Raw genomic sequence first — 20,333 nt, forward strand, 5'->3', positions numbered from 1 at the left:
GGCGGCTGCTGGTGGGCCTCGGCGCCGCGCCGACGCCGCTCGCGGCCGAGACGGCGGGTGCCGCCGCGGCGCTCGCGGCCGGCGCCGTGACGGAAATCGCCCTGGTGGCCGATGCGCTGGATCCGGCGCTGGCGGCCTCTCTCGCCGCGGGCATCGCCCTTGGCGCCTGGCGCTTCGATGGGTTGCGCACCCGGGACGTGCCGGCCCGGCTGAAGCGGCTGGTGGTGCATGCCGATGATCCCGCCGCCATCGAGAAGGCCCATGCGGCGCTCGCACCCGGCGTCGCGGGCTGCCTGCTTGCCCGGCAACTGACCGCCGAGCCCGCCAACCGCCTGACCACGCGGCGCTTCGCCGAACGGCTCGAAGCGCTGGAGGAGGAGGGCATCGAAGTCACCGTGCACGGCCGCAAATGGCTCGAACGGCATGGCTTCGGCGGGTTGCTTGCCGTGGGTGGCGGCAGCGCCAGCCCCCCGCGGCTGGTCGTGCTGCGCTGGCGCGGCGTCCTGCCGCTTCCGCCCGTCGCCTTCATCGGAAAGGGCATCGTTTTCGATACCGGTGGCATCTCCATCAAACCGGCGCAGGGGATGGAGGCGATGCGCGCCGACATGGCCGGGGCCGCGGCCTGCGCGGGCGCGATGCTTGCGCTGGCGCGGCGGAAGTCGCCGGCGCCGGCCATCGCCGTGCTGGCGATCGCCGAGAACGCGACGGGTGCCGCATCCTATCGCCCCGGCGACGTGATCCGCACTGCGTCCCGCCGCACCGTGGAGGTGATCGACACCGACGCGGAAGGCCGCCTGGTGCTGGCCGATGCGATCCATCACGCGATCAAGGAGTTCCGTCCGCGCGCGGTGATCGACCTCGCGACGCTGACCGGGTCGATCATCACCGCGCTCGGCCATCATCGCGCCGGCATCTTCGGCAGCGACGCGGCGCTGATGGCGGCTGCTGTGGCGGCGGGGGAGGCGGTGGGCGAACCGCTCTGGCCCATGCCGATCGGCGCGCGGCACCGCGAGGACCTGGCGTCGGACATCGCTGACCTCAAGCAATGCGCGCCGGCGGGCAGCGGCGCCTTCGGCGGGCGGCTGATCCCCGATGCCTGCCACGCCGCCGCCTTCCTCCGGGAATTCGTCGGCGACCGATCCTGGGCGCATCTCGACATCGCCGGCGTCGAAACCGCGGAGGCGGCCCATGCACTGGGCCCCGCCGGGCCCACCGGCTTTGGCGCGCGGCTGCTCGACCGGCTGGTGGCGATGCGCTTCGAGGCCGAGCCGTGACCGAGATCGGCTTCTACCACCTGACGCGCACGCGGCTCGACCAGGCGCTGCCGAAGCTGCTCGGCCGCGTGCTCAGCACGGGCGGGCGCGCCCATGTTCTGTGCGGGGAGGTGGAGCGCGCGAAGGTGCTCGACGCCGCCCTGTGGACGGTGCCGGACCCCGACTGGTTGCCGCATGGCATGGCCGGCGGGCGGGACGATGCGCTGCAGCCGATCCTGATCGGCACGGAGGACGCAGCACCCGGGAACGGCGCGCGCTTCCTGTTCCTGGTCGATGGCGCCGGAAGCGCACGGCTGGACGATTATGACCGCGTGTTCGACCTGTTCGACGGTGCGGCAGTTGTGGCTGCGCGGGGGCGCTGGTCCGCGGCGAAGGCGGCGGGCCACACGCTGACCTATTGGCAGCAGGGCCAGGGCGGCTGGGAGAAGCGCGGCGGCTGATGCCGGCCGCGCTTCGATAGGCAGGCCGGGATCAGCCTTCCAGCCGGATCCCGGTCAGTTCCACCAGCCGCCGCCAGCGCGCCAGTTCTTCCCGCTGGAAGGCGGCGAATGGTTCGGCCGGCATGGGCGCGGCGACGAAGCCCTGGCCATTCAGCCGTTCCTGCATCGCCGGCTGGGCGAGGATGCCGACCAGCGCATCCGACAGCCGCGTGATCACCTCCCGCGGCGTGCGCGCCGGGCCCCACAGGCCGAACCAGGCATCGACGGCGAGATCCTGCGCGTTCAGCTCCGCGAAGGTCGGCACGTCGGGCGTCTCTGGCAGCCGTGCCGGTGCACCGATGCCAAGCGCGCGCAGCCGGCCGTCGCGCACCAGGGCCACCACCTGCGGCCAGGTCGAAACGAAGAAATCCACGGTGCCCGAGACGGTGTCCGTCGTCGCCTGCGCGCCGCCGCGATAGGGAATGTGCGTCGCATCCATCCCTTCGCGCCGCACGAAGGTCTCGGCGATGACGTGGCTGGCCGACCCGGCGCCGGAGGAGGCATAAGTCACGCGCCCGCCATTCTTCCCCTTGGCGGCAAGTTCGGCGAGCGTGCGCGGCCCGTTGGCCGGGACCACCAGCGCGTGATGCACGGCGGCAAGGCGCGCGATCGGCGCGAAATCCGCGACCGGGTCAAAGGGCAGGGAGGGCAGCATCGCGGCATTGGCCGCATGCGTCTGATTGTTGCCGAGCGCGAGCGTGTAGCCATCCGGTGCCGCCTGCGCGACGGCCTGGGTGCCAACCACGGCGGCCCCGCCCGGCCGGTTGTCCACCACGAAGGTGCTGCCGGGAATCGAGTCCTGCAGCGCGGCGGCGAGGGTGCGGGCCAGCACATCGGTGGATCCGCCGGGCGGATAGGCGAGCACGATGCGCACCGGCCGCGCCGGCCAGGCCTGGGCGCGCGCGACGGCGGGCAGGGCGATCAGGGGCGTGGCGAGCAGCGCGCGGCGGCGGATCATGGCGGTTTCCTCCCGGATGGCGCGGATGCGCCGGACCTTGTGATCCTGTTGGCGCATCGCGCGGCGCCGGTCCAGCCGTGCCATGCCGTTGTAACCAATCCGTTCGTTGAATTCCCTCGCAGGCACAGCCTAGGGTTGTCGTCACAGACGTGGAGGAGGGCTTGATGGAACGCATCGAACCACCTCGGCCGGCCGTGCAGGCCGCCCGCATGCCGCCGGCGAAACGCGACGTCGCGCCGGAGCCATCCACCGGCCGCGCGCTGTGGCCGACCTTCATGCGCCGCACCCTTGATGAGGATCAGGTCCGCGCCACGATCCGGGAACCGCGCAAGCAGGCCTGAGGCACCGCTCTACGCAGCGTCGAGCTGCGCCGAGAGGTCGAGCCATTCCTCCTCCAGCGCTGCCACGTCCTTGGCGATGGCGGCGCGGCGGGTGTTGGCCCAGGTGATGTCCTCGGGCTTGAAACGAGCATAGGTCGCGGGGTCGGACAGGCGCTTCTCGATCAGCGCATCCTCGCGCGCGAGGCGGTCGAGCGCGGACTCGACCTCCTTCAGCCGGGCGCGCAGGGGGGCGGTCGCGACGCGCGTGCCGGCGCGTTCGCGGCGCGCTTCGGCACGGGCGCCGCCGGCCTCGCCGCGGCCATTCGCACCGCGTGCCCGTTCGGCGAGCAGCGCGCGGTAGTCGTCGAGGTCGCCGTCGAAGGCGGTCACCGCGCCATCGGCGACCAGCCACAGCCGGTCGGCGGCGAGTTCCACCAGATGCGGATCGTGGGTGATCAGCACCACGGCACCGGCGTAGTCGGCGAGCGCCTTCACCAGCGCCTCGCGCGCATCGATGTCGAGGTGGTTGGTCGGTTCGTCGAGGATCAGCAATTGAGGCGCATCGCGTGTGGTCAGCGCCAGCAGCAGCCGCGCCTTCTCGCCCCCTGAGAGCGCGGTGATGCGGTTGTCCGCGCGGTCGGCATCGAGGCCGAACCGCGCGAGCTGGGACCGGCACTGTGTCTCGGTCGCCTTGGGCAGCGCCGCCTGCATATGGGTGAGCGGCGTGCCGGCGAGGTCGAGTTCCTCCGCCTGGTGCTGCGCGAAATACCCGACGCGCAGGCGCGGGGAACGGAAATGCGTCCCGCCTTCCGGCTGCAGCCGGCCCGCGAGCAGTTTCGCCAGGGTGGACTTGCCGTTGCCGTTGGCACCCAGCAGCGCGATCCGGTCATCCTGGTCCAGCCGCAGGTTCAGATTGCGCAGGATGGGCGGCCCGCCATAGCCGACGGCGCAGCCATTCAGCGACAGGATCGGCGGGGCGAGTTCCTCCGGCGCGGGGAAGGCGAAGCGGACGGGGTGGTCCTCGACCACCGCCTCGATCGCCGGCATGCGTTCCAGCGCCTTGATGCGCGACTGCGCCTGGCGCGCCTTGGATGCCTTGTAGCGGAAGCGGTCGATGAAGGACTGGATATGGGCGCGCTCGGCGGCGATGCGTTCGTTGGCGGCGGCCTGCTGCGCCGCGCGCTCAGCGCGCATGCGCACGAAATCGGCGAAGTTGCCCTGGTAGAGCGCGATCCGCTGCTGATCGAGATGCGCGATGGAATCGACGCAGCGTTCCAGCAGGCCGCGATCGTGGCTGACCACGATGGCCGCGCCCGCGAAGCGCTGCAGCCAGGATTCCAGCCACATGGTGGCTTCGAGGTCGAGGTGGTTGGTCGGTTCGTCCAACAGCAGCAGTTCGGGTTCGAGGAACAGCGCGCGGGCCAGCGCCACGCGCATCCGCCAGCCGCCGGAGAATTCCCGCGACGGCCGCGCCTGCGCCGACGCGTCGAAGCCGAGGCCGGAGAGGATCGCGCCGGCGCGGGCCGGGGCGCTGTCGGCGCGGATGGCGATCAGGCGGTCGTGGATCTCGGCGAGGCGCGCGGGGTCGGGGTGGCTGTCGGCCTCGGCCAGCAGGCCAGAGCGTTCGGTGTCGGCGGCGAGCACGACGTCGAGCAGCGCCTCATCCCCGCCCGGCGCTTCCTGGGCCACATGGGCCATGCGGGCGCGGGCGGCGAGGCGGATCTCCCCACCATCGGGCTGCAATTCCCCGGTGATGGCGCGCAGCAGGGTGGACTTGCCCGCGCCGTTGCGCCCGACCAGGCCGACCTTGCGGCCGTCGTCGATCTGGAGGCTGGCGCCATCCAGCAGCGGCCGGCCAGCGATACGGATGGTCAGGTCGCGGATGGACAGGACGGTCATGGCGGCCCGCTTCTAGCCTGGGCCGGCGCCGCTGTCAGTCCAGGTCAGGGGTTGCACGCGCCGCCCAACCCGCCTATCCGGCGCGCCGAACCTGCCAGAACCCCCGAGGACAGCCACCATGGCCATCGAGCGCACCTTTTCCATCATCAAGCCCGACGCGACCCGCCGCAACCTGACCGGTGCCATCAACGCCGTGTTCGAGAAGAACGGCCTGCGCATCGTCGCGCAGAAGCGCGTGTGGATGTCCCGCGCCCACGCCAAGAAGTTCTACGAGGTGCATGCCGCCCGCCCGTTCTACAATGACCTGGTGGACTTCATGGTGTCCGGCCCGGTGGTGGTGCAGGTGCTGGAAGGCGAGAACGCCGTGGCGAAGAACCGCGACCTGATGGGCGCGACCAACCCGGCCAACGCCGCCGAAGGCACGATCCGCAAGCTGTTCGCCGAGAGCATCGAGGCGAATTCCGTGCATGGTTCCGACAGCCCGGAGAACGCGGCGATCGAGATCGCCTACTTCTTCGCCGGCACTGAGATCGTCGGCTGAAGCAAACGGCCGCCTTTGGCGGCCGGTTCTGTTTGACCCTCAGACGGCGGGCGCGGCCCATCCGGGCCGCTTGCCTTCGCGCCATGCGCTGGGGGGCGCGGGCGGTCTGGGCGCGGTCGCGCTGTGCACTCCTGGCCCGAGGCGGTTGCCTCGGGCCGTTTTGATTCGGCCCTCGGACGGAGGGCCGTTTCTCGCCGTGAGTGTTTCGGCGGCAGGGGTCCCTGCGGGACATGCCGCGCCGATGATCCGCGCAGCCCTCGAGTCAACGCGGATGGATCCGCGTGGCCTTGTGCTCGAATTGCCGGAAAGGGGCGGTGGCGCGTGACATCGCCGCCATGCTTCGCGGGCTTGGCATCGCTGTCGCACTGGATGATTTCGGCGGGGTGCTGGGATCGGCGCGGGTGCTGCGCGATATCCGCCTCAGCGCGGTGAAGCTCGATCGGCTGCTGACCGCGGGCATCGACCTACGCGCACCGGAATCGAACCGCCCCCGCACTGCCGTCGCGGCGGCAGCCGGCATGGTGCACGCCCTCGGCGCCGCCATCCTGGCTGAGGCGGTCGAGACCGCGGAACAGATGCGCGCGCTGCACGCCGCCGGTTGCGACGCCTTGCAGGGGTGGCTGCCTGGCCGGCCGGGCGCCGGGCCGGCTTGACCGCCTTTTCAGCCCAGGAAGATCAGCATCAGCAGCAGGATGACGGCGATCGCGCCCGTGGACCACGTCACGAAGGTCGTGAAGCCGTGCCATTCCGATTGCCGCTCGGCCAGGATGTCGCTGGCCTTCACTTCGACGAAGTCATAGGTGGTCTTGTGTTCGGCCACGTCACGCCCTCAACGCTCTGGTGTCCCGTCAGCGTTTAGAAAGCGCGGGCGCGGAGGGCAAGGGGTTCGCGAGGCAACCCGCCGCCATGCCGACACCCGACAGCCGCGCCCGACCCTCGGCGACCCGCACCAGACCTGCGGCCAGCCAGGCGAGCGCGGCCGGATAGATCCGATGCTCCTCGGCCAGCACGCGTGCGGCGAGGCTGCTTTCCGTGTCGTCCTGCAGCACCGGCACGGCCGCTTGGGCCAGGATCGGCCCCTCATCCACCCCGGCGGTGACCAGGTGCACGGTGCAGCCATGCAGCCGCACCCCGGCCGCCAATGCGCGGGCATGGGTATCGAGCCCCGGGAAGGCGGGCAGCAAGGAGGGATGGATGTTGATCATCCGCCCGTCCCAACGCGCGACGAAACCTTCGGTCAGCACGCGCATGAAGCCGGCCAGCGCGATGATCTCGATGCCGTGGCGGGCGAACTCGGCCTCCATGGCCGCCTCGAATCCGGGGCGGTCGCCGCGGAAGGCGCGGCTTTCCACCACGGCGGTCGGCACGCCGCGCGACGCCGCATGGGCAAGCCCGGCGGCATCGGCGCGGTTCGACAGCATCAGCGCGATCTCCGCCGGGTAGGCGGGGTCCTCCGCCGCCGCGAGCAGGGCGGCCATGTTGGACCCGCGACCGGAGATCAACGCCGCGACGCGGCGGCGGCTCATCCCGGCCAGCCGGGGGTGAGGCCGTCGATGCGCACTGCGGCGTCGCCCGATCCGGCCTCGATATGGCCGATGCGGCAAACCGTCTCGCCATGTTCGGTCAGCAGCGCGGTGGCGGCCTCCGCGTTCTCGGCAGACACCACCAGGGCCATGCCGATGCCGCAGTTGAAGACGCGCAGCATCTCCTCCGGCGCGACCTCACCCACCCGCGCCAGCCAGGCGAAGACCGGCGGCGGCGTCCAGGCGCGCGCATCCAGCACTGCGACGGCGCCATCGGGCAGCACGCGCGGCAGGTTGCCGGGCAGTCCGCCGCCGGTGATGTGCGCGGCGGCCTTCACCAGCCCCGCGCGATGCAGCGCGAGCAACGGCTTCACATAGATCCGGGTAGGTTCCAGCAGTGCCTCGCCCAGCGTCCGGCCTGCCGCGAAGGGCGCAGGCGCGCCCATGCCCGCATTGCCGCGTTCCAGGACGCGTCGCACCAGTGAGAAACCGTTGGAATGCACGCCCGAGGACAACAGCCCGAGCACCGCGTCGCCCGGCCCGACATCGCCGGTCGGCAGCAGCGCGCCACGTTCGGCAGCACCCACCGAGAAGCCGGCGAGGTCGTAGTCGCCCTTGGCATACATGCCGGGCATCTCGGCCGTCTCGCCGCCGACGAGGGCGCAGCCGGCGATGCGGCAGCCCTCGGCGATGCCGGCCACCACCTGCTTCGCGGAGGCCACGTCGAGCGCGCCGGTCGCGAAATAATCCAGGAAGAACAGCGGCTCGGCGCCCTGCACCACCAGGTCGTTCACGCACATCGCGACGAGGTCGATGCCGACCGTCGCATGCAGCCCGGCATCGATCGCCACGCGCAGCTTGGTGCCGACCCCGTCGGTGGAGGACACCAGCACCGGATCGGTGAAGCCGGCCGCCTTCAGGTCGAACAGCGCGCCGAATCCACCCAGCCCCCCCATGGTGCCGGGCCGGTCCGTCGCCTTGGCCAACGGCTTGATGGCATCGACCAGCGCGTCGCCGGCCTCGATGTCCACGCCAGCCTGGCGATAGGTGAGGGGGGAAGACGGGGAACTGGTCAGGGCGGCCTCCGATCGGGTAATGGCTGGCACGGAAGTGCCGCGCGGCGCGGTGCGTAACGTCGGCCGGCTGGGCCGGCCAGAGGGAGCGGGGACGCGATGCCGGTCAGGTCCTGCTCCGCGCGGGCGCGCGGAAAGAACCATGTGGCGGCGATGATCGCAACCGCCCTGCTTGCCTTCACCCCATTGGCGGCCGTCCGCGCACAGGACGCGCCGGCCCCCGTCAGCTTCACCCAGCGCGGCGTGCCCGCCGAGGCGACCGCCGAGAACGGCGTGGTGGCGCGCGAACGCGCCCTCGCCAGCGGCCGCCGCGCGGCCTGGGAGCGAATCGTCGGGCCGGGCGGGCGCGGCCTGTCGGACTCGCAGATCGAGGCGATGGTGACCTCCATCATCATCGAGGAGGAACGCACCAGCCCGACCCGCTACACCGGGCGGATCACCGTCAACTTCAATCCGGGTCGCGCGCGCGCCTATACCGGCGGGGCTGGTGTGGCGGAAGGCGGCGGCTCGGGTGGTGGTGGCGGTTCCGGCACAGCCGAGGGCGGCGAGCGTCGCGCGGTCAGTTCGGGCCCGGCGGCTTCGACGATCGAGGTGGTCGCGCTCTACGGCACGCTCAATGAATGGCTTGAACTGCGCCGGCGCCTGCGCGGTGCCGCGGCGCGGCTCGACATCGTCGCCATCTCGACCGATCGCGCGCGGCTGCGGCTCGGCCTGCGCACGGCGCCGGCGGTGGCGGCGGAGGAACTCGCCGGCCAGGGCATCACGCTGACCCCGGGCTCCGGGGCGCCGGGCGATGCCTGGCGCGTGGGTCTTGCAGGGCGATCCTGACAGGGTTCGCCGGCCGGCCAACCCGGCCTCGGTCGATGTCGAGGCAGGGTTGTTCACCCTGCCCAACCTCATCACCTTTGCGCGGCTGTGCTGCGTGCCGGCGGCGGTCTGGCTGATGCTGCAGCATCGTCTCGACATCGCCTTCCTGGTCTTCGTCGGCGCCGGCATCTCCGACGCGGTGGACGGCTGGCTGGCGCGGGTGTGGAACGCGCGCTCGGCGCTCGGCGCGCTGCTCGACCCGGTGGCGGACAAGGCGCTGCTCGTCTCGGTGTATGTCACGCTTGCGGCGATCAACGTGCTGCCGGATTGGCTCGCCATCCTGGTGGTGTTCCGCGACCTGCTGATCGTCGGCGGCGTGATCCTGCTGTGGGTGCTGGGCGTGCCGGCGCGGATCAAGCCGCTGATGATCTCGAAGGCGAATACCTTCGCGCAGCTCGCGCTGGCCGCGCTGGCGCTGCTGCTGAAGGGTTTCGACCTGTCGGCGCCGCTGCTGCTCGATGCCATGATCTGGCTGGTGGCCTGTACCACCTTCGCCTCCGGCGTGGCCTATGTGCTGCAGGCGGCACGACTGACGGGGGAGGGCAGGCCCTGAGCGACCAGCCGCAACCGGCGACCCGCGCCGAGCCCGCCATCCGCCCGGCGGCGGCGCGTTTCCCTGCACCTGCCGCGCCGCGCACCGCGACGCGCGCGCAGCGCACCGCCCTGGTGGTGGGCCTGGGCGGCGCGCTGCTGTTCAGCCTGTGGCTGTTCCAGGGCATCCTGACGCCCTTCGTCCTGGCGGCGGTGATCGCCTATTTCCTCGATCCGGTGGCAACCCGCCTGTCGCGGCTCGGCATCCGCCGGCCGCTCGCGGCCTTCCTGCTGATCTTCCTGCTGATGGCCGCGACGCTGATCGCGGCGCTGCTGTTCTATCCGCTGATCCTCGCCCAGATCGGCATCCTGGTGCAGCGCCTGCCCAACTACATCGCCGGCGTGGGCGCGCTTCTGCGCGACGGGCTGGAGCGGCTGGAGGAAGCGCTGGGGCCGGAGATGGTGGACCAGCGCCTGCGCGACCTCGCCATCAACCAGGCGGGCAGCATGCTGGCCTGGCTGGGGACGGCGACGACGCGGCTGATCGGCGGCGGCTTCGCACTGTTCCAGGTCTTCACCCTGGTCATCGTCGTGCCCGTCGTCGCCTTTTACCTGCTGCGCGATTGGGGGGCGATCCTGGCGCGTATCGAGTCCTGGCTGCCGCGGCGCAGTGCGGCGGTGCTGCGGCAATTGGCGCGCGACACCGACCGCGTGCTGTCCGCCTGGCTACGTGGGCAGTTGCTGTGCTGTGCGGCGCTCGGCGTCTTCTATGCGGTCGCCTTGCAGATCGCCGGGCTCGAGCTCGGCCTCACGGTCGGGCTCATGGCGGGCGTGCTGACCTTCATCCCCTATGTCGGGTCGCTGACCGGCTTCGCCGCGGCCGTGCTGCTGGCGATGGGCCAGTTCGGCACCTGGAACGAGGTGATGGTCATCGTCGCGATCTTCCTGGTCGGACAGACCATCGAAGGCTACGTCATCTACCCCTACCTGCTCGGCGACCGGGTCGAGCTGCACGCGGTCTGGGTGATCTTCGCGCTGTTCGCCGGCGGCGTGGCCTTCGGCTTCCTGGGCGTGCTGCTGGCGGTGCCCATGGCAGCGGCGCTCGGCGTCGTCGCGCGCTACTGGCTGCGGCGGTATCTCGAGAGTCCGCTCTACCTCGACCCGCCACGGACCGGGACGTGAGCTCGCCGGCCAGCGGCGGGGCGCGGCAATTCACCCTGCCGCTGCCGCTGCCCGTTTCCTCCGACCGCGCGGATTTCCTCGAGGACGCTTCGAATGCCGAGGCGCTGGCCTGGCTCGACGAGCCGGGTCGCTGGCCGGGCGGGCGGCTCGCGTTGTTCGGCCCGGCCGGGGTGGGCAAGTCGCATCTCGCCCGGGCCCTGGCAGCCGAACGTGGCTGGCGGCTGATCGAAGGGCCGGTGCTGCGCGGCCTGCCGGACCCCGCCCCCGGCGGCACCGTGCTCGACGATGCCGATGCGGTGGCCGAGGAACGCGCGCTGCTGCATCTGGTGAACCTCTGTGCCGAGCGCGGCGAGCATCTGCTGCTGATCGGGCGGGAGGCGCCGTCGCGCTGGCGCGTGGCGCTGCCCGACCTCGCCAGCCGGCTGAAGGCGACGACGGCGATCGGCATCGTCCGGCCGGGCGACGCGCTGCTCGGCGCGCTGCTCGCCAAGCATTTCGCCGACCGGCAGCTGCGTGTCGCGCCCGAGGTGCAGGCCTGGCTGCTGACGCGGCTGTCGCGTGAGGCGGGTGCGCTCGCCGAGGCCGCCGCCCGGCTCGACCGCGCCGCCCTTGCCGCCCGCGCGCCCATCACTCGTGCGCTGGCCCGCGCCGCCCTGGCCGGCTGGGACGGCTTCGGGGAGGGGGCGGAGGATGACGCTTCCGAGACAGCCGGAAGCCTGCCCTCGCCGGCCATGCCGGCGCTGCTGTAGGCTGGCCGCATGAACGACGCCGTACCGACCGCCGATGCGGAGCTGCAGGCGCTGCTGGCAAGCCCTGCGCGCTTCGCCAACAGGGAACTGTCCTGGCTGGCCTTCAACCAGCGCGTGCTGGAGGAAGCCGCGAATCCGCGCCATCCGCTGCTCGAACGGCTGCGCTTCGTCGCCATCTCGGCCGCCAACCTCGATGAGTTCTACTCGGTTCGCGTCGCGGGCCTCGCCGGGCAGGAACGGGCGGGGATCGCCAAGGTCTCGCCAGACGGCAAGACGCCGGCGCAGCAATTGGCCGCCATCCATGACCGAGCGCAGATGCTCATCTCCGGCCAGCAGGACGCCTGGCGCGAATTGCGCGACCTGCTGCGCGAGGCGGGCCTCGCGGTGGTGGAGCAACAGGAACTCGATGGCTGCGACCGCGAATGGCTGGAAGCCTGGTTCATGGAGCGGGTCTTCCCGATCCTGACGCCGCTCGCGGTCGATCCGGCGCATCCCTTCCCGTTCATCGCCAACCTGTCGCTGTGCATGGTGCTGAAGCTGGTGCGGGAGGAGGATGGCGGCACGATGCGCGCGCTGCTGCCGCTGCCGCCGCAGGTGCCGCGCTTCATCCGGCTGCCGCCGCGCGAAACCGAGACGGTGATCCGGTTCCTCCAGCTCGAGGACCTGATCGTCCTGTTCCTCAACCGGTTGTTCCCTGGCTTCATCCCGGCGGAGAGCGGCCTGTTCCGGCTGATCCGCGACACCGACGTGGAGTTCGAGGAAGAGGCCGAGGACCTCGTGCGGTCCTACGAGACGGCGCTGAAGCGCCGGCGGCGCGGGCGTCCGATCCGGCTGTCCGTGACCTCGGCGACGCCGGCCGACATGCTGCAATTCGTCGCCGAGGAACTTGAGGCCCCGCGCGGCGAGATCTTCCTGGTCGAGGGCCTGCTCGGCCTGTCCGACCTGACGCAGCTGATCGTCGATGACCGGCCGGACCTGCTGTTCACGCCCTATACGCCGCGCTTCCCCGAACGCATCCTCGATTTCGGCGGTGACTGCTTCGCGGCGATCCGGGCGAAGGACATCGTCGTCCATCATCCCTATGAATCCTTCGACGTTGTGGTGCAGTTCCTGCGCCAGGCGGCGCGCGACCCGAATGTCGTCGCGATCAAGCAGACGCTGTACCGCACGACCCGCGACAGCCCGATCGCCAAGGCGCTGATCGAGGCGGCGGAGGCCGGCAAGTCGGTCACCGGCATCGTGGAGCTGAAGGCCCGCTTCGACGAGGAGCGCAACATCGCGCTGTCCCGCGAGCTTGAAGCCGCCGGCGTTCAGGTGGTCTTCGGCTTCGTCGAACTGAAGACCCACGCCAAGGTGTCGCTGGTGGTACGACGGGAAGGGACGCAGCTGCGGTCCTACGCGCATTTCGGCACGGGCAACTACCATCCGGTCACCGCGCGCATCTACACCGACCTGTCCTATTTCACCGCCGACCCGGCGCTGACGCGCGACGCGGCGAAGCTGTTCAACTTCATGACCGGCTATGCGCGGCCCGAGAGCATGGAGAAGCTCGCCTTCGCGCCGCTGACCATCCGCCCCTCGCTGCTCGCGCTGATCGAGCAGGAGATCGCCTTCGCGAAGGAGGGCAAGCCGGCCGCCATCTGGATCAAGATGAATTCGATGGTGGACGAGACGCTGATCGATGCGCTGTACGCCGCATCCCGCGCGGGGGTGAAGGTGGACGCCGTGGTGCGCGGCATCTGCTGCATGCGCCCGGGCGTGAGGGGCATGAGCGACAACATCCGGGTGAAGTCGATCGTCGGCCGCTTCCTGGAACATTCGCGCATCTGCGTGTTCGGCAATGGGCACCGCCTGCCGTCCCGTCGCGCAAAAGTGTTCATCTCCTCCGCCGACTGGATGGCGCGCAACATGGACTGGCGCGTCGAGACCATGGTGCCGGTCGAGAACCCGACCGTGCATGCCCAGGTGCTCGACCAGATCATGGTGGTGAACCTCAAGGACACGATGCAGTCCTGGCAGCTTGGCGCGGATGGCGACTGGACGCGGCTGAATGCCGGCGACAAGCCGGTTTCGGCGCATGACTATTTCATGACCAACCCGTCCCTGTCGGGCCGTGGCAGCGCGCTGAAGGGCGCGCCGCGGCGCCCTCGGCAGGACCGCGTGATGCAGGACTGACAGTGGTGGGCACCACGATGCGAGAAGGCCCGGCCTGGTCGGGTGACGGCCAGCGACTGCCGCGTGCGGCAGTGGTGGACCTCGGTTCCAATTCGGTGCGCCTCGTGGTCTTCGAGGGCCGCGTGCGCAATCCGCTGACCATCTTCAACGAGAAGGCGGTGCTCGGCCTCGGCCGCGGGCTGGTGACGACCGGCATGCTGAACGAGGAAGCGGTGGAGCAGGCGGTCACGGTGATGGTGCGCTACCACACCGTCGCGCGCGCCATGGGTGCCGACCCGGTCGAGGTGCTGGCAACCGCTGCGGTGCGCGACGCGACCAACGGCGCGGCCTTCGTCGCCGCGCTGCGCCAGCGCCTGCCCGACCTCACGATCCGCGTACTGACCGGGCAGGAGGAAGGGCTGCTTTCGGCCGAGGGCGTGTTGCTCGGCTTTCCCGACGCGGATGGCGTGCTGGGCGATATCGGCGGCGGGTCGCTGGAACTGGTGGAACTGGCGCATGGCAGGGCCGGGCGCGCGGTCAGCCTGCCGCTCGGCGCGATCCGCCTGTCGGAGCGCGCGGATGGCGACATCACGCGCGGCCGTGCCATGGCGACCGAGGAATTCAACCGCGTCCCCTGGCTGTCCGAGGCGACCGGGCGCGACCTCTATCTCGTCGGCGGCGCCTGGCGCGCGCTGGCGCGGATGCACATCGCGCAGACCGCCTATCCGTTGTCGATCGTGCATCACTACGTGCTGTCGCGGGAGGAAGCGCGCGACCTGTCCGGCGTGGTGATGGCGGCGACGCGCCGCACGCTGGAACGCATGCCCGGCGCGCCGACCAAGCGCGTGCAGGATCTGCCCTGGGCGGCGATGGTGATGCGGCGGCTGCTGCGCGCGTCAGGCGCGCGCCGCGTGGTGTTCAGCGCGAACGGGCTGCGCGAGGGTTGGTACGCCCGGCACATCAGCGCCGCCGAGCGCCGTCGCGACCCGCTGCTCGCTGCCGCGCAGGATCTGGCGAGCCGTTTCGGGCGCGATCCGCGCCTGCCGCCGGCCTTGGCGCAATGGACCGCGCAACTGTTCGAACGTGAGTCGGCAAGCGACACGGCGCTGCGCGCGGCCGCCTGCTGGGTCAGCGACATCGGCAGCCACGACCATCCTGACTATCGCGCTGAACACGCCTATTTCCGCGTGCTGCGCCAGCCGGGCGTGGGGCTCGACCACCATGCGCGCGCCTTTCTCGCGCTGGCCGTGGCGCTGCGTTACGAGGCCGGGCCGGACGTGCCCTTCCTCCAGGCCGCGCGTGTGCTGTTGGATGTCGCGGCGGTGCGGCGGGCGGAGATCCTCGGGGCGGCGCTGCGGCTGGCCTACACGCTGTCGGGCGGCACGCCGGAACTGCTCGCCGGAACATCGCTGGAACGCCAGGGTGGGCGGCTGATGCTGCGCCTGGTGGAAGGCAGTGGCGTTTTCGCCGGGGAGAGCGTGCTGCGGCGCGTCGAGGCGCTGGGCGCGGTGCTTGGGCTGGAGGCAGCGGTCGAGATCGCCGGCTGATACGCCCGGCATCCTTGCCGGGCGCATCCGCGCGCGGGGCTGGTGGAGCGGCCGCCTGCCAAACCGAGGACACACGCCTTTTCGTTGACCGCGACCGCCCTGGCGGCGGAGGCTTCCCGCGGATGGCCGGCGACAGACCGGACCGCCAGGGAGGACACCGATGCTGAAGGGGACGGTCGGCGCCGCATGCGCCGTGCTCTGCCTGTTGCTGTCCTGCTCGCCGGCCGCGGCGCAGCGGACGCTGACCATCGGGGCGCAGACGCCGCCCTCGGCGCTTGACCCGCATTATCACAACACCACCAACAACACGATGATGCTCATGCAGATCTATGAGCGTCTGTTCGAACTCGACAACCAGGCGGTGCCACAGCCGCGCCTCGCGGAATCGATGCGAGCGATCGATGCGCTGACCTGGGAGGTGAAGCTGCGCCAGGGCGTGCGCTTCCACGACGGCACGCCCCTGGAGGCCGACGACATCGGCTACACTTTCGCGCGCATCCCGACCGTGCCGAACAGCCCCGCGCTCTATACGCCCGCGGTGCGCACCATCAGCGCCATCGAGATCGTGGACCCGGCGACGATCTGCATCCGCCTGCATGAACCCAATCCGCTGATGTTCTTCGACATGGCGGCCCCCTTCATCCTGTCGCGGCGCATCCATGGGCAGAACCCGGCAACGAGCGACTTCACCTCGGGGCGGCTCGCCATCGGCACGGGACCGTATCGCCTGGTGTCCTTCGCGCAGAACGAACGCATGGAGATCACCCGCAACCCGACCTATTGGGGGCCGGCCGAACCCTGGGATCGCGTGACGATCCGCTTCATCCCACAGGCTGCATCCCGCACCGCCGCGCTGCTGGCCGGCGAGGTGGACCTGATCGACTACGTCCCCGTGCAGGATGTCGGGAACCTGCGCCGCGATCCGCGCTTCGCGCTGTTCGAGGTGGACAGCGTGACCTTCGTCTACCTGTTCCCCGATTCCATGCGCGACACCTCGCCCTTCGTCGCCGACCGTGCCGGCAATCCGCTGCCGCGCAATCCGCTCGCGGACAGGCGGGTGCGGGAGGCGCTGTCGCTTGCCATCAACCGCGAGAGCATCGCCACGCGGCTGTACCAGGGGCAGGCGACGCCCGCGGACCAGTTCGCCGCCCCAGTCGCCGAGCACCGCCTGCCGAACCTGCCACCGCTGCCGCATGATGTCGGTCGCGCCCGCGCGCTGCTGGCCGAGGCCGGCTATCCAGACGGGTTCCGCCTGACCATCCACGGGCCGAACGGCTTCTTCCCGTCCGACCAGAACCTGCTGCAGGCGCTCGCGCAGCAGTTCACGCGCGTGGGCATCGAGACGACGGTGCAGGCGCTGCCGCCGGCCAACCTGTTCACCCGCGCTACGAACAGGGAGTTCTCATTGTTCATGACCTATTTCAGCAGCTACCTGACCATCAACCCGCTGCGGCAGGTGGTGGCGACGCGCAACCCGGACATCGGCTTCGGGCCTTTCAACCGCCAGCGCTACTCCAACCCGGCGATCGACGAACCGGTACGCCAGGCGCTGACCACCATGGATCCGGAACGGCGGCAGGTGCTGACGCAGGAGGCGGCGCGTGCCCTGCTGGACGACAAGGGCGTCCTGCCCGTGATCTTTTTGCGCAACACCTGGGCTGGTCGCCGCGACAGGGTCGTCTACGATCCATCCCCCGTGAACCACACCTCGGCGGTGCATGCCCGCCCGCCGAACTGAAGGACAGTGTTACCCATGTCGGATGCCGAAGCCCTTTCCCGCATTGCTGCCGCCATCGATGCCGGCTTCGACAGGCAGGTAGCCTTCCTGCAGGACCTGGTACGCTTTCCCTCCCTGCGCGGGCGGGAGGCGCCGCTGCAGGATTGGTTCGCGCGGCAGATGGCGGAACGCGGCTATGCGGTGGATCGCTTCTCCATCGCCGATGTGCCCGACCACCCGAAGATGGCGCCGATGGTCGATGTCGATCCGGCTGGATCGATCCAGGTGGTCGCCGCGCATCGCCCGGCGAATCCGACCGGGCGCAGCCTGATCCTGCAGGGCCATATCGACGTGGTGCCGGAAGGCCCGCATGAGATGTGGACCTACCCGCCCTACTCCGCGACGATTCGCGACGGCTGGATGTATGGCCGCGGCGCGCATGACATGAAGTCGGGCGTGGCCTGCATGGTCTTCGCGATGGATGCGATCCGCGCCGCCGGCTTCGAACCTGCTGCCGACGTCTATGTCCAGACGGTGACGGAGGAAGAGAGCACCGGCAATGGCGCGCTCGCCGCCCTGCTGCGCGGTTATCGCGCCGAGGCGGCGCTGGTGCCCGAGCCCACCGGCCATTCCATCACCCGCACCCAGACCGGGACCATCTGGTTCCGCCTGCGCGTGCGCGGCGTGCCGGTGCATGTCGCGGTGGCGCAGGATGGCACCAACGCGATCATGTCGGCCTATGCGCTGATCAATGCGCTCTACGCGCATACGAGGACGCTGAACGAGGCCGCGAAGTCCAACCCCTGGTATGCGGACATCAAGGACCCGATCAAGTTCAACCCAGGCATCATCCGCGGCGGCGACTGGGCGTCGTCCACCCCCGCCTGGTGCGAGGTGGATTGCCGCATCGGCCTCGTGCCCGGCACCACGCCGGAACAGGCGATGGCCGGCATCGAGGCCTGCGTGAAGACCGCCGCGAAGGGCGACAGCTTCATGGCGAACAACCCGCCCGAGATCGTCTGGACCGGCTTCCAGACCGATCCCTATGTGCTGGAACCTGGCAGCGAGGCGGAGACGGTGCTCGCGGCCGCCCATGCTGCGGTGCATGGCGGGGAGATGCCGGCGCGCCGCACCACGGCGGTGAACGACGCGCGGTATTACGGACTCTATTTCGGCTTCCCGGGACTCTGTTACGGTCCCAAGGGCGAAGTCGCGCACGGCTTCGATGAACGCACCTCGATCGAGGACCTCCGCTCATGCACCAGGACGATCGCGACCTTCATCGCCGAATGGTGCGGGCTGCGCCCTCGCGCCTGACGCGCCGCGCGCTGCTGGGGGCGGCGGGGGCAAGCCTCGCCGCGCCGGCTTTCGCGCAGCAGGATTGGCCGAACCGGTCGATCCGCCTGATCGTGCCCTTCGCACCGGGCGGGTCGTCGGATGTGCTGGCGCGGCTGATCCAGCCCGGGCTCGGCGCCGCGCTCGGCCAGTCCGTGGTGGTGGAGAACCGCTCGGGCGCCGGGTCGATGCTCGGCACCGAGGCGGTCGCGCGTTCGGCGCCCGATGGCTACACGCTGCTGCTGGCGGACCTTCCCTACGCCATCGTGCCGGCGCTGCAATCGCGCATGCCCTATGACGTCGAGAAGGATTTGGTGCCGGTCGCCATGGTCGGCGCGGCGCCGCTGCTGATCTTCGGGCATCCGTCGCTGCCCGCGCGCAATGCCGCCGAGTTCGCCGCGCTCGCGAGGGCGCGCCCGAACCACTACACCTACGGCTCGGGCGGCGTCGGCGCGGCGTCGCATATGATGGGCGAGCTGTTCCAGATCGCCACGGGCACGCAGTTGACGCATGTGCCCTATCGCGGCGGCGGGCCGGCCATCCAGGATCTCGCGGCGGGCAACCTCAACACGGTCTTCGTCACGGTTGCCTCGGCGGCGCCACAGCTTATCTCAGGCCAGATCACCGGGCTCGGCGTCATGGCGGCGGAGCGCATGCGCAGCCATCCGACCATCCCGACCTTCCGCGAACAGGGCATCGACCTCGTCGCCGAACATTGGTGGGGGCTGCTCGCGCCCGCGCGCACGCCGGATGCGATCATCCAGAAGATCGCGGCCGCCATGCCGGGCGTGCTGTCCGCGCCGGACATGGCGCCGCGGCTGGAGGCGCTCGCCGTCATTCCGCGCAGCGACGGGCCGGAGGCCTTCGGCCAGCGCATCCGGCAAGACATCGCGCGCTATGGCGAGATCGCGCGCGCGCGGGGCATCACCGCGCAGTGACGCTCGCGGATTTCCTTGGGCGCGTTGCCGCGGATGCGGCGCTGGCGGCAGATTTCGCGGCAATCTGCGACACCGGCGGGCGGTTGCAGGGCAGCGAGAGCGCGGCGCGCGGCTTCGCATTGCTGCATGACCGGCTCGCGGCGATCGGGCCGGTGCGCGACGAGCCGGCGCCCTATGCCGGCTGGCGATGCGAGGAGGCACGGGTCACTGACCTCGCCAGCGGGCGGGCCCTGGCCTGCGCGCCGCTACTGGGGGCAGCCGCGACGCCGCCCGAAGGCATCGTGGTCGATACACTGGATTGCGGGCGCGGCGCACCGGGCGCCTATGCCGATGCTGCCGGCCGTGCGGTGCTGGCGCGGCACGAATACCCCTTCGCTGCCTGGACGGTGCATCGGCGTGTGAAGTTGCAGGCTGCCATGGCGGCAGGCGCGGCGGCCTTCCTGATCGTGCAGCCGGAACCGGGGGTGGGGCCTGTGTCCGGGTCCTCCGGCCGTGGGGGCGGGGAGGGGATTCCGGCACTCGGCATCAGCGCCGAGGCCGGCGCGCTGCTCGCCGAAGGGCGGCGCGTGCGGATCACGCTGCGCGGGCAGGATCATGCGGCGACGACGCCGACGCTCGTCCTCGACCTGCCGGGACGCAGCGAGGACCGCGTCGTTCTGTCCGCGCATCTCGACGGGCATCCGCTGGGGGAGAGCGCGATCGACAATGCCACGGGCCTTGCCGCCGCGCTGTCCCTGGCGCGCGCGGCGGCGCCACTGGTGGGCGATTGCCCGCGCGGGCTGACGGTCTGCATCTTCGGCGCGGAGGAATGGGCGCTGGCCGGGTCGCGCGCCTGGCTCGCCGCGCTGCCGGAGCAGCAGCGCGCGCGGATGGCGGTGAACATCAATCTCGATTCCATCGCCGGCGGGCCGTCGCTGACGGCGCTGACCAGTGGCTTTGCCGCACTTGCTCCCTTCCTGCGGGATGCGGCGGCGCAGGCCGGATTGCCGCTGCGCACGCATCTGCCGCTGATGACGAATTCCGACCACGCGAACTTCGCCGCGCATGGCATCCCCGCGGCGCGGCTGGTGGCGGGTTTCGACGCGCCGGACAGCGCGCTGCGCTACCTGCTGACCTCGGCCGATACGCGCGCCATCGTGCCCATGCAGGAACTCAAGGCGGCGACGATCACGGCCGGGGCGCTGCTGTGGGCGGCGTTGAACGCGCCGGCGGAGATCCTCGCGGCCTTGCGCTGAACCCGCCCCCT

The 20,333-nt window shown here is 70.9% G+C and carries 20 protein-coding genes; 15 read left to right on the forward strand and 5 right to left on the reverse strand.

Features of this window, described 5'->3' with window-relative positions; translation table 11 throughout:
* Both AC2YHJ_RS15940 and AC2YHJ_RS15945 read left to right on the forward strand, forming a co-directional pair.
* On the forward strand, window positions 1-1,274 hold a 1,274-nt coding region (locus AC2YHJ_RS15940), incomplete at its 5' end, for a leucyl aminopeptidase family protein (RefSeq protein ID WP_487397067.1).
* Window positions 1,271-1,714: a DNA polymerase III subunit chi gene (locus AC2YHJ_RS15945; protein WP_487397068.1), complete on the forward strand. Its 444-nt coding sequence runs from the start codon at window positions 1,271-1,273 to the stop codon at window positions 1,712-1,714. The genes AC2YHJ_RS15940 and AC2YHJ_RS15945, both read left to right, overlap by 4 nt.
* A gap of 31 nt (window positions 1,715-1,745) precedes the next feature.
* Here AC2YHJ_RS15945 and AC2YHJ_RS15950 read toward each other — a convergent pair whose 3' ends face one another.
* Complete coding sequence (locus AC2YHJ_RS15950) at window positions 1,746-2,711, reverse strand: Bug family tripartite tricarboxylate transporter substrate binding protein (protein WP_487397069.1); 966 nt, start codon at window positions 2,709-2,711, stop codon at window positions 1,746-1,748.
* Between the two features lie 164 nt (window positions 2,712-2,875).
* On the opposite strand from AC2YHJ_RS15950, the gene AC2YHJ_RS15955 reads away from it, so the two are divergent.
* On the forward strand, window positions 2,876-3,052 hold the full coding sequence (locus AC2YHJ_RS15955) for a hypothetical protein (protein WP_487397070.1): 177 nt from the start codon (window positions 2,876-2,878) through the stop codon (window positions 3,050-3,052).
* Window positions 3,053-3,061: 9 nt separating this feature from the next.
* Here AC2YHJ_RS15955 and AC2YHJ_RS15960 read toward each other — a convergent pair whose 3' ends face one another.
* Window positions 3,062-4,930: an ABC-F family ATP-binding cassette domain-containing protein gene (locus tag AC2YHJ_RS15960; RefSeq protein ID WP_487397071.1), complete on the reverse strand. Its 1,869-nt coding sequence runs from the start codon at window positions 4,928-4,930 to the stop codon at window positions 3,062-3,064.
* 118 nt (window positions 4,931-5,048) lie between these two features.
* On the opposite strand from AC2YHJ_RS15960, the gene ndk reads away from it, so the two are divergent.
* Window positions 5,049-5,471, forward strand: a complete 423-nt coding sequence (gene ndk / locus AC2YHJ_RS15965) for a nucleoside-diphosphate kinase (protein WP_487397072.1) — start codon at window positions 5,049-5,051, stop codon at window positions 5,469-5,471.
* Window positions 5,472-5,785: 314 nt separating this feature from the next.
* The gene (locus AC2YHJ_RS15970; protein WP_487397073.1) at window positions 5,786-6,124 is read left to right on the forward strand and encodes an EAL domain-containing protein; all 339 of its coding nucleotides are present in this window, start codon (window positions 5,786-5,788) and stop codon (window positions 6,122-6,124) included.
* Between the two features lie 8 nt (window positions 6,125-6,132).
* Here AC2YHJ_RS15970 and AC2YHJ_RS15975 read toward each other — a convergent pair whose 3' ends face one another.
* Genes AC2YHJ_RS15975 through purM form a run of 3 tightly spaced genes read right to left on the reverse strand, consistent with a single transcriptional unit; the run spans window position 6,133 to window position 8,070 of the window.
* Entirely contained in the window at window positions 6,133-6,291 is a 159-nt protein-coding gene (locus tag AC2YHJ_RS15975; protein WP_487397074.1) for an aa3-type cytochrome c oxidase subunit IV, read from the reverse strand.
* Between the two features lie 28 nt (window positions 6,292-6,319).
* Window positions 6,320-6,997 carry a phosphoribosylglycinamide formyltransferase gene (gene purN / locus AC2YHJ_RS15980; protein WP_487397075.1) on the reverse strand — a complete coding sequence of 226 codons (678 nt, stop codon included), beginning with the start codon at window positions 6,995-6,997 and terminating at the stop codon, window positions 6,320-6,322.
* Complete coding sequence (purM, locus tag AC2YHJ_RS15985) at window positions 6,994-8,070, reverse strand: phosphoribosylformylglycinamidine cyclo-ligase (RefSeq protein ID WP_487397169.1); 1,077 nt, start codon at window positions 8,068-8,070, stop codon at window positions 6,994-6,996. The genes purN and purM overlap by 4 nt, the downstream gene beginning before the upstream one ends.
* Before the next feature lie 150 nt (window positions 8,071-8,220).
* Here purM and AC2YHJ_RS15990 point away from each other — a divergent pair, with 150 nt between their 5' ends.
* From AC2YHJ_RS15990 to AC2YHJ_RS16035, 10 genes are all read left to right on the forward strand, one after another.
* The gene (locus AC2YHJ_RS15990) at window positions 8,221-8,895 is read left to right on the forward strand and encodes a hypothetical protein (protein ID WP_487397076.1); all 675 of its coding nucleotides are present in this window, start codon (window positions 8,221-8,223) and stop codon (window positions 8,893-8,895) included.
* Window positions 8,879-9,487 (forward strand): CDP-alcohol phosphatidyltransferase family protein, encoded by a 609-nt coding sequence (locus AC2YHJ_RS15995; RefSeq protein ID WP_487397077.1) that lies wholly within the window; start codon window positions 8,879-8,881, stop codon window positions 9,485-9,487. The genes AC2YHJ_RS15990 and AC2YHJ_RS15995 overlap by 17 nt, the downstream gene beginning before the upstream one ends.
* A gap of 113 nt (window positions 9,488-9,600) precedes the next feature.
* Window positions 9,601-10,647 (forward strand): AI-2E family transporter, encoded by a 1,047-nt coding sequence (locus tag AC2YHJ_RS16000; protein ID WP_487397078.1) that lies wholly within the window; start codon window positions 9,601-9,603, stop codon window positions 10,645-10,647.
* Entirely contained in the window at window positions 10,644-11,396 is a 753-nt protein-coding gene (locus AC2YHJ_RS16005; RefSeq protein ID WP_487397079.1) for an HdaA/DnaA family protein, read from the forward strand. The genes AC2YHJ_RS16000 and AC2YHJ_RS16005 overlap by 4 nt, the downstream gene beginning before the upstream one ends.
* Before the next feature lie 9 nt (window positions 11,397-11,405).
* Window positions 11,406-13,571 (forward strand): RNA degradosome polyphosphate kinase, encoded by a 2,166-nt coding sequence (locus AC2YHJ_RS16010; protein WP_487397080.1) that lies wholly within the window; start codon window positions 11,406-11,408, stop codon window positions 13,569-13,571.
* Window positions 13,572-13,588: 17 nt separating this feature from the next.
* Window positions 13,589-15,097, forward strand: coding sequence for a Ppx/GppA phosphatase family protein (locus AC2YHJ_RS16015; protein ID WP_487397171.1), 1,509 nt, complete (start codon window positions 13,589-13,591; stop codon window positions 15,095-15,097).
* A 160-nt stretch (window positions 15,098-15,257) separates the two neighbouring features.
* Complete coding sequence (locus tag AC2YHJ_RS16020) at window positions 15,258-16,835, forward strand: ABC transporter substrate-binding protein (RefSeq protein ID WP_487397081.1); 1,578 nt, start codon at window positions 15,258-15,260, stop codon at window positions 16,833-16,835.
* 15 nt (window positions 16,836-16,850) lie between these two features.
* Complete coding sequence (locus tag AC2YHJ_RS16025) at window positions 16,851-18,131, forward strand: ArgE/DapE family deacylase (RefSeq protein ID WP_487397082.1); 1,281 nt, start codon at window positions 16,851-16,853, stop codon at window positions 18,129-18,131.
* Window positions 18,071-19,087, forward strand: a complete 1,017-nt coding sequence (locus tag AC2YHJ_RS16030) for a tripartite tricarboxylate transporter substrate binding protein (RefSeq protein ID WP_487397083.1) — start codon at window positions 18,071-18,073, stop codon at window positions 19,085-19,087. The genes AC2YHJ_RS16025 and AC2YHJ_RS16030 overlap by 61 nt, the downstream gene beginning before the upstream one ends.
* A complete protein-coding gene (locus AC2YHJ_RS16035) occupies window positions 19,084-20,322 on the forward strand; it encodes a M28 family metallopeptidase (protein ID WP_487397084.1) in 1,239 nt (412 codons plus the stop codon). Before AC2YHJ_RS16030 ends, AC2YHJ_RS16035 begins: the two co-directional genes overlap by 4 nt.
* Window positions 20,323-20,333 lie beyond the last annotated feature (11 nt).

Source organism: Roseomonas sp. SRI_022 (genome assembly GCF_057586215.1).